General features: G+C 69.1%; 12 protein-coding genes and 5 pseudogenes. 12 read left to right on the forward strand and 5 right to left on the reverse strand.

Annotated elements, in window-relative coordinates; all coding sequences use genetic code 11:
* Positions 1-386: 386 nt before the first annotated feature.
* Positions 387-602 carry a hypothetical protein gene (locus ACOFKS_RS08015; RefSeq protein WP_419808729.1) on the reverse strand — a complete coding sequence of 72 codons (216 nt, stop codon included), beginning with the start codon at positions 600-602 and terminating at the stop codon, positions 387-389.
* A 107-nt stretch (positions 603-709) separates the two neighbouring features.
* Here ACOFKS_RS08015 and ACOFKS_RS08020 point away from each other — a divergent pair.
* The 3 genes and pseudogenes from ACOFKS_RS08020 (at position 710) to ACOFKS_RS08030 (ending at position 4,000) form a co-directional block, all read left to right on the forward strand.
* Positions 710-3,456, forward strand: a pseudogene (locus ACOFKS_RS08020) ([protein-PII] uridylyltransferase).
* 11 nt (positions 3,457-3,467) lie between these two features.
* Complete coding sequence (locus ACOFKS_RS08025; protein ID WP_419808730.1) at positions 3,468-3,848, forward strand: VOC family protein; 381 nt, start codon at positions 3,468-3,470, stop codon at positions 3,846-3,848.
* Positions 3,845-4,000 carry a hypothetical protein gene (locus ACOFKS_RS08030; RefSeq protein WP_419808731.1) on the forward strand — a complete coding sequence of 52 codons (156 nt, stop codon included), beginning with the start codon at positions 3,845-3,847 and terminating at the stop codon, positions 3,998-4,000. Before ACOFKS_RS08025 ends, ACOFKS_RS08030 begins: the two co-directional genes overlap by 4 nt.
* 147 nt (positions 4,001-4,147) lie before the next feature.
* On the opposite strand, the gene infC is transcribed toward ACOFKS_RS08030, so the two are convergent.
* The 4 genes and pseudogenes from infC to ACOFKS_RS08050 form a co-directional block, all read right to left on the reverse strand.
* On the reverse strand, positions 4,148-4,678 hold the full coding sequence (infC, locus tag ACOFKS_RS08035) for a translation initiation factor IF-3 (protein WP_419808732.1): 531 nt from the start codon (positions 4,676-4,678) through the stop codon (positions 4,148-4,150).
* Between the two features lie 85 nt (positions 4,679-4,763).
* Positions 4,764-5,684 (reverse strand): hypothetical protein, encoded by a 921-nt coding sequence (locus ACOFKS_RS08040; RefSeq protein WP_419808733.1) that lies wholly within the window; start codon positions 5,682-5,684, stop codon positions 4,764-4,766.
* Between the two features lie 98 nt (positions 5,685-5,782).
* Positions 5,783-7,794, reverse strand: a pseudogene (gene thrS / locus ACOFKS_RS08045) (threonine--tRNA ligase).
* A 262-nt stretch (positions 7,795-8,056) separates the two neighbouring features.
* Positions 8,057-8,872 carry an LD-carboxypeptidase gene (locus tag ACOFKS_RS08050; RefSeq protein WP_419808734.1) on the reverse strand — a complete coding sequence of 272 codons (816 nt, stop codon included), beginning with the start codon at positions 8,870-8,872 and terminating at the stop codon, positions 8,057-8,059.
* 51 nt (positions 8,873-8,923) lie between these two features.
* Between ACOFKS_RS08050 and ACOFKS_RS08055 the strand changes: the two are divergent.
* The 9 genes and pseudogenes from ACOFKS_RS08055 to ACOFKS_RS08095 all read left to right on the forward strand — a co-directional run bounded on the left by ACOFKS_RS08055 (position 8,924) and on the right by ACOFKS_RS08095 (position 14,232).
* Positions 8,924-10,347 (forward strand): annotated as a pseudogene (locus ACOFKS_RS08055) (glutamate ligase domain-containing protein).
* Between the two features lie 18 nt (positions 10,348-10,365).
* Positions 10,366-10,620: a DUF6356 family protein gene (locus tag ACOFKS_RS08060; RefSeq protein WP_419808735.1), complete on the forward strand. Its 255-nt coding sequence runs from the start codon at positions 10,366-10,368 to the stop codon at positions 10,618-10,620.
* 238 nt (positions 10,621-10,858) lie between these two features.
* Positions 10,859-11,269 carry a hypothetical protein gene (locus ACOFKS_RS08065; RefSeq protein WP_419808736.1) on the forward strand — a complete coding sequence of 137 codons (411 nt, stop codon included), beginning with the start codon at positions 10,859-10,861 and terminating at the stop codon, positions 11,267-11,269.
* Complete coding sequence (locus ACOFKS_RS08070) at positions 11,266-11,469, forward strand: helix-turn-helix transcriptional regulator (RefSeq protein WP_419808737.1); 204 nt, start codon at positions 11,266-11,268, stop codon at positions 11,467-11,469. Before ACOFKS_RS08065 ends, ACOFKS_RS08070 begins: the two co-directional genes overlap by 4 nt.
* Positions 11,470-11,635: 166 nt before the next feature.
* A pseudogene (locus tag ACOFKS_RS08075) lies at positions 11,636-11,797 on the forward strand (alpha/beta hydrolase); the annotation flags it as partial.
* A 73-nt stretch (positions 11,798-11,870) separates the two neighbouring features.
* Entirely contained in the window at positions 11,871-12,395 is a 525-nt protein-coding gene (locus tag ACOFKS_RS08080; protein ID WP_419808738.1) for an alpha/beta fold hydrolase, read from the forward strand.
* A 71-nt stretch (positions 12,396-12,466) separates the two neighbouring features.
* A pseudogene (locus ACOFKS_RS08085) lies at positions 12,467-12,667 on the forward strand (DUF898 family protein); the annotation flags it as partial.
* Positions 12,668-12,758: 91 nt separating this feature from the next.
* Positions 12,759-13,571 carry a DUF898 family protein gene (locus tag ACOFKS_RS08090; protein WP_419808739.1) on the forward strand — a complete coding sequence of 271 codons (813 nt, stop codon included), beginning with the start codon at positions 12,759-12,761 and terminating at the stop codon, positions 13,569-13,571.
* A gap of 1 nt (position 13,572) precedes the next feature.
* The gene (locus ACOFKS_RS08095) at positions 13,573-14,232 is read left to right on the forward strand and encodes a hypothetical protein (RefSeq protein WP_419808740.1); all 660 of its coding nucleotides are present in this window, start codon (positions 13,573-13,575) and stop codon (positions 14,230-14,232) included.
* The last annotated feature ends 71 nt before the right edge of the window (positions 14,233-14,303 follow it).

Genomic DNA, 14,303 nt, shown 5'->3' on the forward strand with positions numbered 1-14,303 from the left:
ACACAAAAGGATGACGGCGGCGGGGTCAACGAAGGCCAACGCCGTCCAGAACGTGGCACTCGCTCGCGGAAATCCTCCATAGTCCCAATCTAACCCGTGATGATATATAGCGGACCAATGATTGTAGGTCGCACCCGCCAAGCAAAGAGCGTAGACGGATCGCAGAATTAGGCTACGAAGCGGCGTTTTTGCATTGGGCGCTCTTAGCATCGCGCCACCCTCTTTCGCAGGGCTACGGGCGTCAATGCCGACCCGTCGTCAAACCGCGACTTTCGCGGTTGAGCATCCGCAATCGGGAACGTCTTCACCCCGCCAGCGATGTCGATCAAGCGCTGCCTGACACTCGGAATCATTGCGGCGGGATAAGGGGGCGAGCTGTCGGCGCTCTATTCCGCCATCGGCTTGCCGGGCGAGAAGCGCGTCACCTCCTCGCCCTCGGGGTCGTCGGTCGGTTCCTTGCCTTCCAGCAAGCCGCGCAGCCGTTCTTCCTCGCGCGTGTCCGCCGGGCCCAGCGGGTAGCCGCGCCGGAGCGTCGCGCCCGCGGTGTACAGCTTGGGCGGCTGGATGTCGGACAGCCGTGGACGGTGGGGCGGGACGGTCATGGAGTCGCTCGCGATGACGTCGGGTGGTCATAGTTAACCCGGCGCGAAGTTACTACGGTGTGCGTCCACTTTGCGCCGGATCGACCGCGCGGCTATGCCTCGTGGCCATGTCCGGCCGTTTCGACCACCTGCCCCACCGCCGCGCGATCGTCGATCGACGCGGGCTGGCGGACGCGCTGCTGGCGCTGCCCGATGGCGAGCGGCCGGCGCTGCGGCGGGCGGCGGTGGCGCTGCTCGCCGAGGCGCTGGCGGCCGGGCGCGAGGAGATCGCGCGCCGCCTCGCCGCGCATCCGTCGCGCGGGCTGGAGGCGGCGAACGCGGGGTGCCTATCTGATCGACGCGGTGCTGCAGGCGCTGTTCGGCTTCGCGACGCAGCGGCTGCACCCGTCGCACAACCCGACCAGCGGCGAGCGGCTGCTGCTGCTCGCGGTCGGCGGCTATGGCCGGGGCGAGATGGCGCCGCATTCGGACGTCGACATCGCCTTCGTCACGCCCGGCAAGCAGACCGGCTGGGGCGAACAGGTCATCGAATCGATGCTCTACATGCTGTGGGACCTGCGCCTGAAGCTGGGCCAGTCGACCGCTCGCTGGACGAGATGATCCGTCAGGCCAAGGCGGACGTGACGGTCCGCACCGCGCTGCTTGAGGCGCGCTACGTCGCCGGCGACGCCCTGCTCCGCGACGAGGCGCAGGGCCGGTTCAAGGCGGAGGTGCAGCGCGGCTCGGAACGCCAGTTCGTCGCCGACAAGCTCGCCGAACGCGACGCGCGCCACCGCAAGATGGGCGACACCCGCTATGTCGTCGAACCCAACATCAAGGAGGGCAAGGGCGGGATGCGCGACCTCCACGCGCTGTTCTGGATCGGCAAGTACGTCTACGACGTCACGCGCGCCGCCGAGCTGGTCGACAAGGGCCTGTTCACCCGCGCCGAATACCGCCGCTTCCACGCCGCCGACGATTTCCTGCTGGCGGTGCGCTGTCACCTCCACCTGATCGCGGGCCGGGCGGAGGACCGCCTGACCTTCGACGTCCAGCGCGAGGTGGCGACGCGGATGCGCTTCGCCGACCGGCCGGGCAAATCGGCGGTCGAGCGGTTCATGCAATTCTATTTCCTCCAGGCGAAGACGGTCGGCGACCTGACCGGCGTCTTCCTCGCGCATCTGGAGGAGCAGTCGGCGGTGCGCGGCTGGCGGTCGTGGCTGCCCGCGATCCGCCGCAGCCCGCGCCGGCTGCGCGGCTTTCGGCTGGACCGGGACGGCTGGCGGCACCGCGCGACGACTTCTTCGCCGACGATCCGGTGCGGCTGCTGGAGCTGTTCGCGCTCGCCGATCGCGAGGGGCTGGAAATCCATCCGCTGACGATCCGCGCCGCGTCGCGTGACGCCAAGCTGATCGACGAGTATCGCGCCGATCCGCGCGCCAACGCGCTGTTCCTCGACGTGCTGACCAGCCCGCGCGACCCGGAACTGGTGCTGCGCTGGATGAACGAGGCGGGCGTGTTCGGCCGCTTCGTGCCCGATTTCGGCCGCGTCGTCGCGCAGATGCAGTTCGACATGTACCACCACTACACCGTCGACGAGCACACCATCCGCGCCATCGGCCTGCTGTCGCAGATCGAGCGCGGGCTGTTGGACGAGGACCATCCGCTGGGCGCGGCGATCGTCAAGCAGATCGTGTCGCGGCGCGTGCTGTACGTCGCGGTGCTGCTCCACGACATCGCCAAGGGCCGCGGCGGCGATCATTCGGTGCTGGGCGCCGCCGTCGCCGAGCGGCTGTGCCCGCGCTTCGGCCTGTCGGCGGCGGAGACGGAGACGGTCGCCTGGCTGGTCCGCCATCACCTGCTGATGTCGGCGACCGCGTTCAAGCGCGACCTGTCGGACTTCAAGACGATCCTCGACTTCGCCGAGCTGGTGCAGAGCCCGGAGCGGCTGCGGCTGCTGCTGGTGCTGACCATCGTCGACATCCGCGCGGTCGGGCCGGGCGTGTGGAACGGGTGGAAGCGCCAGCTGCTCGCCGACCTGTACGAGGCGGGCGAGGAGGTGCTGCGGCTGGGCCACAAGCAGCGCGGGCGGATCGAGCGGATCGCGGGCCGGCAGGAGGCGCTGCAGGCGGCGCTGGGCTGGGACGGCGCGCGGTTCGCCGCGTTCGTCCGGCGCTTTCCCGAAGCCTATTGGGTGGCCGAGCCCGACGACGTGCTCGCGCACAACGCCCGCTTCATCGCCGCGCACGCCGACGCCTCGCTGGCGATCGACGCGCAGGTCTATCCGGGCCGCGGCGCGACGCTGGTCACCATCTACGCCGCCGATCATCCGGGGCTGTTCTATCGCATCGCCGGCGCGATCCACGTCGCCGGCGGCAACATCATCGACGCGCGCATCCACACCACGCGCGACGGCATGGCGGTGGACAATTTCCTGGTGCAGGACCCGTGGGGACGGCCGTTCGACGATGCGGGGCAGCTCGCACGGCTGAAGACCATGGTGGAGGACGCGCTCGCCAATCGCGGCAAGCTGGTCGACCGGCTGGTGGCGAAGCCCGCCGCCCGGCCGCGCGCCGACGCCTTTGCGATCCAGGCCAACGTGCTGATCGACAACCGCGCGTCGAACCGGTTCACGGTGGTGGAGGTCAACGCGCGCGACCGGCCGGCGCTGCTCAACCAGCTGGCGCATGCGCTGTTCCAGTCGAAGGTGACGATCCACTCCGCGCATGTCGCGACCTATGGCGAGCGGGCGGTGGATACCTTCTATCTCACCGACCTGACCGGCGATAAGGTCGACGGCAGCGCCCGGCTGAAGACGCTGGAACGCCGCCTCGCCGCGGCGGCCGCGGGCGAGGAACAGGAACTGGCCGCCTAGGAGATGCGACGATGCCCGTCCTCGGAATCGGTGGCCTGTTCTTCCGCGCGCGCGACCCCGATGCGCTCGGCGCCTGGTATCGCGAGCATCTGAACGTCGGCCCCGGCTGCTCGCCCGACCCCGTCGAGGAAGCGGGCGAGTGGACGTGGAACGCGCAAGGGGGGCCGACGGTGTTCGCGCCGTTCAAGGCCGACACGGATTACTTCGCGGCGGACAAACAGTGGATGCTCAACCTGCGCGTCAGCGAGCTGGACGCGCTGATCGCGAGTCTCGGCGCGGCGGGGATCGAGGTCGTCACCAAGCCGGAATGGAACGATCCCAGCACCGGCCGCTTCGCGCGCATCCACGATCCCGAGGGTAACGCGATCGAACTGTGGGAGCCGCCGGCGTGATCCCGTTGCTGCTGTTCGGCGGCCTCGGGGCGCTGGCGGTGTTCTCGATCTGGGGCGAGGTCCAGACGCGGAACGGACCGCGACGCGACGACAGCAGCGACGGCACCGCGTCGTGGAGCGACGGCGGGGGTGACGACGGCGGCAGCGACTGAGCCGGGGCGGCGACTCAGGCGGTGGCTGCGACTAGCCGCGTTTCCGCCATCGCAGGCCGCGCCGCGGCGAAGCCGCGTCGTCGGTCGGGTTCGCTATGCGACCCGCCGGCCGACGTCGCCCGCACGACGTGAAATAGCTTAGCTATTTCACTTGGGCGACAGCACCATCAGCATCTGCCGGCCTTCCATGCGCGGATAGGCCTCGACCTTGGCGATCTCGTTGGTCGCCTCCGCCACCCGCTGCAACACCGCCATGCCGAGGTTGCCGTGGCTCAGCTCGCGGCCACGGAAGCGCATCGTGACCTTCACCTTGTCGCCCTCGCCGATGAACTCCTGCACCTTCTTCATCTTGGTGTCGTAGTCGTGGTCGTCGATGTTCGGACGCATCTTGATCTCCTTGATCTCCTGCGTCTTCTGCGACTTGCGCGCGAGGTTCGCCTTTTTCTGCGCCTCGTACTTGAACTTGCCGACGTCGAGGAACTTGGCGACGGGCGGGTCGGCGTTGGGCGACACCTCCACTAGGTCGAGCCCCAGCTCCTGCGCCTGCGCCATCGCCTCGCGCGTGTACATCACGCCGAGATTTTCGCCCTCATGGTCGATCACCCGGACCTTGGGGCTGACGATGAACTCGTTGAATCGCGGACCGTTCATGGCGGGCTGCATCGGTCGGCGGATCATGGGAGGACGGATAGGTAGGGCTCCTTACGGGAATGAAGGCGCCGATATAGCTGTTCATGCCCCTCGGCGAAAGGGTGCGTGCGGATCATGGCAGCAGGTCGGCGTGGAGCGTGGCGATCGAGCGATAGGCGGGGTCGCCCGCGACCAGCGCGACGTTCGCGACTTCCGAGCTGCTGTGCGTGATCGGGCCGACCTGACGACCATAAGCCGACGCGACCCGCGCGCCCATCTGCAACCAGACCGGCGTCACCGTCGCGGCGGCCCCGCCCATGACGATGTCGGTCGTCTTGCGGAACACCTCGTGCGAGTAACGCTCCACCGCCGCCGTCTCGAACACCCAGTTGCTGCCGGGCAGGCCATAGTCGGCGGCCGTGCCCATGCGGAACGACCGGCGGCCCGCGAGGAAGTGATGCTGGTTGATATCGACGGCGTAATCGACGAGCGGCCCCGCGATCGCCTTTCGGACCGAGGGGATCAGCAGCATCGGTGCCAGGCCCGCGGTGACGGGATTGGTAAGCAGGTAGCTGCCGAGCATGCCGAGCACGGTGGTCTCGATCAGCACCTCGATCGTGTGATCGTCGCCCGTCTTGAACAGCCGCTTCAACGTCTGGACGGTGAAGGCGTCGGATTTCGGCGGTGCCGCATAGCCGACGCTGTCGGTGTGGATGTCGGGCATCATCCAGTCGCGGATCTGCGCCGGCACCGGAATGCCCCAGCCGTCCGGCACCGGCAGCAGGCCGGGCGGGATCGGGATGATCGGCAGCACGGCGAACGGGCGCACCCGTGCGACGCCGCGGAACAGGAGGGTCGATTCACCCGCCCACACGTGACCCGCATCCACCACGACGCTGGCAGTGCGCGCGTCCATGAAGCCGGGCATACCCGCGGCCAGATCGCGGCCGCTGGGCATCGCGCGTCCGGGCGTCGGTTCGATCACCGTCCGAAAGCGGTTGAGGTGGACCGGTCCGACGCCGGTGCCGACCTTGAGATCGATGAAGTCCGCCATGAGTCGCTCTCCTGCCCCTTCGCGGGTGCGCCCGGATCGTCACGGGCGGTATGGCGACGGGATCAAAAAGCGACGGCGCCGGTGCCGGTCAGGCCCGGTCAGACGAGGTCGGGCGGCGTCGCCTCCGCCCGCAGCATCGCCACCGCCTCGCCCAACGGCATCACCTGCTGCGCCTGCGACCCCAGACGGCGGATGGCGACGGTGCCTTCCTCCGCCTCGCGCTTGCCGACGACGAGCAGCACGGGGACCTTGGCGAGGCTGTGCTCACGGACCTTGTAGTTGATCTTCTCGTTGCGGAGATCGGTGTCGACGCGGATGCCCGCCGCGCGCAGCGCCGCCGCCGCCTCGCCCGCATAGCCGTCGGCGTCCGACACGATCGTCGCGACCACCGCCTGCACCGGCGCCAGCCAGAGCGGGAAGCGACCGGCGTGGTGCTCGATCAGGATGCCGATGAAGCGCTCGAACGTGCCCAGGATGGCGCGGTGGAGCATCACCGGGCGATGCCGCTCGCCGTCGTCGCCGACATAGCTCGCGTCGAGCCGCTCGGGCAGCACGCGATCGGACTGCATCGTGCCGACCTGCCACGTCCGCCCGATCGCGTCGGTCAGGTGGAACTCCAGCTTCGGCGCATAGAATGCCCCCTCGCCCGGCAGCTCCTCGAACGCGTCCTTGATCGCTTGCGGCAGGTTCGAGACGCCGACCGCGCGGCGCAGCTCGTCCTCCGACTTGTCCCACATCGCATCGTCGCCGAACCGCTTGTCGGGCCGCAGCGCCAGCTTCACGGCGTAATCCGAAAAGCCGAGGTCGCGATAGATCGAGTCGAGCAGGTCGATGAACGCCGCCACCTCGCCGACCAGCTGGTCCTCGCGCACGAACAGGTGCGCGTCGTCCTGCGTGAACTGACGCACGCGCATGATGCCGTGCAGCGCGCCGTGCGGCTCGTTGCGGTGGCAGCAGCCGAACTCCGCCATCCGGATCGGCAGGTCGCGATACGATTTGATCCCCTGGCGGAAGATCAGGACGTGCGCCGGGCAGTTCATCGGCTTGAGCGCCATCAGGTCGGCGTCGCCCGACAGGATCGCGCCCTCGTCGGTCCGCATTGGGGATCTCGTCGGGGACGACGAACATGTTCTCGCGATACTTGCCCCAATGGCCCGACTGCTCCCACTGGCGTGCGTCCATCAGCTGCGGCGTCTTGACCTCCTGATAGCCCGCCGCGTCCAGCCGCCGGCGCATATACGCCTCCAGCTGACGCCACAGGATGAAGCCGTTGGGGTGCCAGAACACGCTGCCCTGCGCCTCCGACTGGAGGTGGAAGAGGTCCATCTCCTGCCCGATCCGGCGATGGTCGCGCTTGGCGGCCTCCTCCAGCATCGTCAGATGCGCGTCGAGCTGCTTCTTGTTGAGCCAGCCGGTGCCGTAGACGCGCGACAGCATCGCGTTGTTCTGATCGCCGCGCCAATAGGCGCCCGACACGCGCGTCAGCTTGAACGCCTGCGGATCGAGGCGGCCCGTCGACGGCATGTGCGGCCCCCCGGCACATGTCGAGCCACGCGCCCTGGCGATAGATCGTCAGCTCCTCGTTATCGGGCAGCTCGGCGGCCCATTGCGCCTTGAACGTCTCGCCCTGCCGCTGCCACGTCTCGATCAGCTGCTCTCGGCTCCAGACCTCGCGCACGAACGGCTCGTTGCGCGCGATGATCGCCCGCATCTCCGCCTCGATCGCGGGCAGGTCCTCGTCGGTGAATTGCCGCGGCTTTCCGTCGATCATCGGCGGCGCGAAGTCGTAGTAGAAGCCGTCCGCCGTCGCCGGGCCGAAGGTGATCTGCGTGCCCGGAAACAGATTCTGCACCGCTTCCGCCATGACGTGCGCGAAATCGTGGCGCGCAAGCTCCAGCGCATCCGCCTCGTCGCGCGCCGTGACCAGCGCCAGCGACGCATCGCCCTCGAACGGCCGCGACAGATCGCGCAGATCGCCGTCCACCCGCGCCGCGATCGCCGCCTTCGCCAATCCCGGCCCGATCGCGGCGGCGATATCGGCGGGCGTGCTGCCGGGCGCGACCTCGCGCACCGAGCCGTCGGGGAGCGAAATCTTTAACATCGCTGACATGGGGGTTTCCATAGCTGACGGGCGCGGCCCGCCTAAAGTGTCTGGGATGAAAGACGCAAGCGCGCGGCCCGACCGTGCGGGCGGCGGCTCAGCGGCTAGTTCGCGGGCGCGGGCGGAACGTCATCGAGGGAAGCGTAGCACTCTCGTCCGTTCTCGTCATGCTGAACTTGTTTCGGCAGCCACGCGATGCCCGCACCACGAGCGGCGTGCCGCTGGCGAGCACCGACCATGGATGCCGCAACGGCATCGGCACCCACCGCTCTCACGCCATCCCGAACGGCACCACCCGGTTCGCCTGCGTGTGCCCGATCTCGGCGCGCCCGAGATACGGCACCCCCATCTCGCCGCACCAGCGCGTCATCATCGCGTCCGGCTCCTCGCCCCAGGGGGGATCGTTGGCCTGGACGTCGGTCAACGCGCCCAGCCGCACCCCCGCGATCCCCTTCAGCTGCGTCGCGTGCGCCAGCTGGAACAGCATCCGGTCGATCGAATACATCGCCTCCGACACCTCCTCGACGATCAGGACGTGGTCGGCGAGGTCGGGCAGATACGGCGTGCCGATCAGCGCGGTCAGGATGGTGAGGTTGAACGCCACGGACGGCCGTCCGCCGAGCCCCGGCTCCAGCCCGGCCCGCTCGCCCCGCGCCATCCAGCCCAGCGACCGCGCGACCGTCTCGTCGCCATGCTGGCGGCGGATGTCGCTCGCCATCGGCCCGTGCACCGGCCGGCCGATCCGCCGCGCATAGAGCGCCCCGAGCAGAAAGCCGACGTCGGAATAGCCCAGATACGTCTTGTGCCGCGCCGCCGGGCCGAGCCTGGGCATGATCCGCGACAGGATGCGATTGGAACCATAGCCGCCGCGCAGGAACCAGATCGCGTCGATGCCGGAATCGTTGGCGAACTCCAGGAACGCCGCCGCGCGGACCTCGTCGGTCCCCGCAAAATGCCCGGCGCGCTCGAACACCTGCGGGTGGAATTGCAGGTCGACCTCCGGATAGGCGACGGCGGCGAACGCGCTGACCGGGGGGATCGCGTCGGGGTTGCCGACGCTGGACGCGGCGAGGACGCCGATCTTCACTTCGCTCGCCCCGCTTGCCCGCTGCCCATCCAGCCGCGATAGCGCGCGGCCATGGTGAACGGCAAACGCTACTTCTTCGTCGGCATCGGCGGCTCGGGGATGATGCCGCTGGCGCTGATCCTCGCCGGGCGCGGCGCGCGGGTGGAGGGATCGGACCGCTCGCTCGACGCGGGCCGCGTGCCGGCCAAGTTCGACATGCTCCGCGACGCCGGCATCGCGCTCCACGCGCAGGACGGCAGCGGCGTCGTCTCGCCCGACCAGACCGTCGTCGCGTCGGCCGCGGTCGAGGACAGCGTGCCCGACATCGCCGCCGCCGCGCGGCTCGGCTGCGCCCGGATGACGCGCGCGGAGCTGAACGCGACGCTGTTCAACGCGGCGGCGATCTCGATCGGGGTGGCGGGGACGAGCGGCAAATCGACGGTCACCGGCATGATCGCGTGGATACTCCACGCGCTCGGCCGCGATCCGACGGTGATGAACGGCGCGGTGATGGCGAACTTCGCGCGCGCCGACGCGCCGTTCGCGAGCGCGCTGGTCGGCGACGGCGACGTCTTCGTCAGCGAGGTCGACGAGAGCGACGGCTCGATCGCGCTGTATCGGCCGGGCGTGGCGGTGCTCAACAACGTCAGCCGCGACCACAAGGAGCTGGACGAATTGCGCGACCTGTTCGGCGGCTTCGTCGCGCGGGCGCGGGACGGCGGTGGTCAATATCGGCGATGTTGAGGCAGCGACGCTGGCCGTCCGGTCGCAACGGGTGGTGACCGTGGCGGTCGACGACGACGCCGACCTGTCGGCACACAATCTGACTCCCGAACCCTTCGCGATCGGCTTCGATCTGCACGCGAGCGGGGACGTACGGCGCGTCCGTCTGAAAGTCCCCGGCGCGCACAACGTCGCCAATGCGCTCGCGGCGATCGGCGCGGCGGTCGCGGCCGGCGTCCCGCTCGCCGACGCCGCCGCCGCGATCGAAGACTTTACGGGTCTCGGCCGGCGCTTCGAGCTGATCGGCACCGTCGGCGACGGGGCGGAGGGCGTCGCGGTGATCGACGATTTCGGCCACAACCCCGACAAGATCGCCGCCACGCTGGCGACATTGCGCGCCTTCCCCGGACGGCTGCTCATCCTGTTCCAGCCGCACGGTTACGGGCCCGTTGAAGCAGCTCCGCCACGACCTCGCCGACGCCTTCGTGGCCGGACTGGCGCCCGACGACGTGCTCGTGCTCCCCGATCCCGTCTACCACGGCGGCACCGTCGCGCGGGAGGTCGGCAGCGGCGACCTCGCCGCCGACCTCGTCGCGCGCGGCCGCGACGCGCGCTACCTCGCCGACCGCGAGGACGCCGCCGCCGCGCTGGTCGCCGCGGCCCGGCCGGGCGACCGCATCGTCGTGATGGGCGCGCGCGACGATACGCTGGGCCAGCTCGCCCGGCGGCTGCTGGCGGGGGTGGCGGAACGGCTGGGACGTGATACAAGGTAACCTCGACCAGGAGGCTCCATGTTGCGCGCGCTGTTCACCGATCATCCGGCCTCGGTCGGCGAGACCTATGTCGATCACTTCGGCGTGGCGACGCGCTTCGGCTGGCGGCTGACGCGCGGCGGCGTCGCCTGCATGCTCCACGGCGCGCTGCCGTTCGTGTTCAAGACCGCCGGCAGCGACACGGTCCGCGACCTCCACGCCGAACTCGTCGCCAAGCGCACCGCCGCCCGCGCCGCGCAGACGCAGATGATGACCGTCGAGTATGTGATCTAAGCGGCGGGTTTCGCTGTCCTACATGCGCTCCGGCGATCACCATGCCGCGATGCGGCACTGTTCTGTTCCCGCCTATCTATCGCCTTTCGTTGAGGAGGGGCTGCGGCGCGTGTCCGACGCATTTTGGTGTAACCTTTGCTCACCTTTGCCGAGCCAAGGGCCAAAGTTGTAAAGCCCACTTGACGTAAAGTCTGCTTTCCATGTAAAGCGTCCTTGCCAACAACAAGGACGATTCGCGATGTTCCCCGCCTCTCCCGCGCTCCGCCGCTACAACCGGCGCATCCTGCTGCTCAGCCTGGTCTATGCCGCCTGCCTGTTCGCGGCGGTCTATCTGTTCAAGCACCATCTGATCGCCGGCCCGCTCGCCTGGCCGGTGGCGCTGGCGCCGGCGGTGCCGGTGATCGGCTTCTTCGTCACCATCGGCCGCTATCTGGTCGAGGAGAGCGACGAGTATCTGCGCGACCAGATGGTGCGCCAGGCGCTGATCGCGACCGGGCTGGCGATGGCGATCGCCACCGCCTGGGGGTTCCTGGAGAATTTCGGGCTCGTGCGCCACGTCGACGCCTATTACGTCGCGGTGGTCTGGTTCGCCGGCCTCGGTCTCGGCGCGTGCATCAACGGGCTGGCGGCCCGGCGGGGGGCGGCATGACCAACCACCTTCGCGACCTGCGCGGCGAGCGCGGCTGGAGCCAGCAGTTCCTCGCCGAGCAGCTCGGCGTCTCCCGCCAGAGCGTCAACGCCATCGAGACGGGGCGCTACGACCCCTCCCTCCCCCTCGCCTTTCGCATCGCCGAGCTGTTCGGGCTCGCGATCGAGCAATGCTTCACCAGCCCATCCAAGGAGAACTGACATGATCTCGCACCTCAAGCTCCGCCTCGCCGCGTCCGCCCTCACCATGGCCACGGTGTTCCAGCCGCACGTCTGTCACGCGCAAGCCGCTACGGCGGCGGCCGGCCCCGCTACCACCCTGCCCCACATCACGATCACGACGATGGGCCGGGGCAGCCCGGTGGTGATGATTCCCGGCCTCGCCTCGCCGCGCGAGGTGTGGGCCGGGATCTCGCCGGAAATCGCGCGTGGTCACCGCGTAATCCTGGTCCAGGTCAACGGCTTCGGCGGCGACGCGCCGGGCGCGAACCTGCAGCCTGGGCTGCTCGACGGCGTCGTCGCCGATCTGCACAGCTATCTGGCCGCGAACCGGCTCACCGGCACGGCGGTGATCGGCCACTCGATGGGGCGGGCTGCTTGGCATGATGCTGGCGAAGCAGCACCCTGCCGATGTCGGCAGGCTGATGATCGTCGACTCGCTGCCGTTCTTCGCCGTACTGATGGCGCCACCGGGGGTGGACCCGACCGTCGCGATGGTGGAGCCGCAGGCGCGGACGATGCGCGACCGCATCGCTGCGGCCTATGGCAAGCCGGCCGACCCCGCGACGCTGGCCGCGCAGACGAAGGGGCTGGCGATCAAGCCGGACAGCATCGCGACGATGCAGCGCTGGGCCGCCGCCGCCGATGCACGGGTGACCGGCGAGGCGATCTACGAGGATCTGACCACTGACCTGCGTCCGGCGCTCGCATCGATCGTGACGCCGATCACGGTGGTCTATCCGTGGAACGCGGGTGGACCGACCAAGGAGATGGCTGACCCCTTCTATCGCCGGCAATATGCCGCGGCGCCGCACGTCAGCTTTGCCGACATCGGCGACAGCGGCCATTTCGTGATGCTGGATCAACCCGCGGCGTTTGCGGCGGCGGTCGATGCGTTTCTGAAGTAAAGCCGCCGTAACCCGTTGACGCTACGCCCCTCCCTCGCGCACTCACGATCGCGCGACGGAGGGGTTCACGCATGATCGACGAAGCCGCCGGGGGCGAGAGCGCCTTCGGCTTTTCCGGCAGCTGGCGCGAATATGCGCCGATCGCCTTCACCAACCTGCTACTGACGATCGTGACGCTGGGGGTGTATTCATTCTGGGCGCGCGCGCGGACGCGACGCTATCTGTGGAGCCGCACGCGCTTCATCGACGACCGGCTGGAATATTCGGGAACCGGGCTTGAGCTGTTCATCGGCTATATCCTGGCCATCGTCTTCTTCTTCGTGCCGCTCGGCCTTGTCCAGTTCGTGATGACGGGGCGCGCTGATGCGGGGGCATACGGGTCTGGCGGTCCTGATCGTGGCCGGCATCTACCTGCTGCTCATCTATCTGGTCGGCGTCGCCGTGTTCCGCGCGGTCCGCTATCGGCTCAGCCGCACCTGGTGGCACGGCATCCGCGGCGGCAGCGACGACCAGGGCTTCGCCTATGGCTGGAGCCATTTCTGGCGCACCATCGTCGGCTATCTGGCGCTGGGCCTGATGGTGCCGTGGTCGATGACCAAGCTGTGGAACGAGCGCTGGGGCGCGATGAGCTTCGGCTCGCTGCGCTTCCAGGGCCGGGCGGAGTGGCGCAACGTGTTCGGGCGTTACCTGCTGTTCTACTTCTCGCCGACCATCATCTTCATCCTGCTGTTCGCGATCGCCGCCATCCTCGGCGGCATCGGCGCGGCGACTGGAAGCTTCTCGGGCGGTCCGACCAGCGGCGGCACGATAGCGGCGATCATCGTCGGGGCAGTCGTGCTCTACCTGCTGTTCTTCGTGCTGCTCGGGCTGGTGGCGATGACCTATTACGCCGCCTTCTTCCGCGAGGCGGCGGGCAGCCTCAGCCTCGGCCAGCTGCGCTTCGGCTTCACCGCGCGGACCAAGGACTGGGTGCTGCTCTACCTCGGCAATGTCGGGCTGACGCTGGCGACGCTGGGGGTGGGATATATCTTCGTACCCTATCGCAACTGGGCGTTCTTCGTCGCCCACGCGCAGGCCTATGGCGAGGTGGTGCTGGAGGACTTCACCCAGTCGACCACGCGCGAACCGGGCCAGGGCGAGGGGTTGCTCGACGCCTTCGACGTCGGCGCGTTCTGAAGTGGACGAGGACGCGCCCGACGGCCCGCTGGTCTGGCATTACGACGGCCGCTCGGCGCTGCGCCGCGAGGCGGTGCTGGTCGACGAGGGCGACGTTTTTCGCCTGCACGGCCAAGCGGACGGGCATGGCGGCGAAACCGGGCCGTTCGCCTGGGCCGACCTGATCGCCGGCCATGCCGATGCCGGCCGGACCAGCTATGGCCTGAAGGGCGTCAATGGCTGGCGGCTCGGCTTCGTCGACCCACCCCCCGCCGCCGTCGCGGCGAAGCTGCCGGGCGAGCAGCGCTACGGCCGCTGGGTCGACCGGTTCGGGCTGTGGCGGGCGAGCGCGATCTTCGCCTGCCTGGCGGCGATCACCGTCGCGATCGTACTGCGGACCCCGGCGCTGGTCGCGCGGCTGGTCCCCGCCTCGGTCGAGCGGCGCTTGGGCGACATGATGGTCGGCGACTTCGGACGCAACGGCTGCAACGACCCGGCGGGCCAGGCGGCGCTGAACGCGCTGGTGCGGCCGTATCGACGATGCCGACCCGACGCTGGAGGTGCATGTCGTGCAAGCCTCCAGATGGTCAATGCGGTGACGCTGCCGGGTGGGCCGCATCGTCGATCTTCGACGGGCTGTTGCAAAAGGCGGCGCAATCGGCGGACGAGGTCGCCGGCGTGATCGGGCACGAGACTGGGCCATGTCCGCCACCACGACGTGACGGAGGCGCTGGTGCGGCAGTTGGGGCTGTC

This window comes from Sphingomonas sp., assembly GCF_965200135.1.
Taxonomy (GTDB): Bacteria; Pseudomonadota; Alphaproteobacteria; order Sphingomonadales; family Sphingomonadaceae; genus Sphingomonas.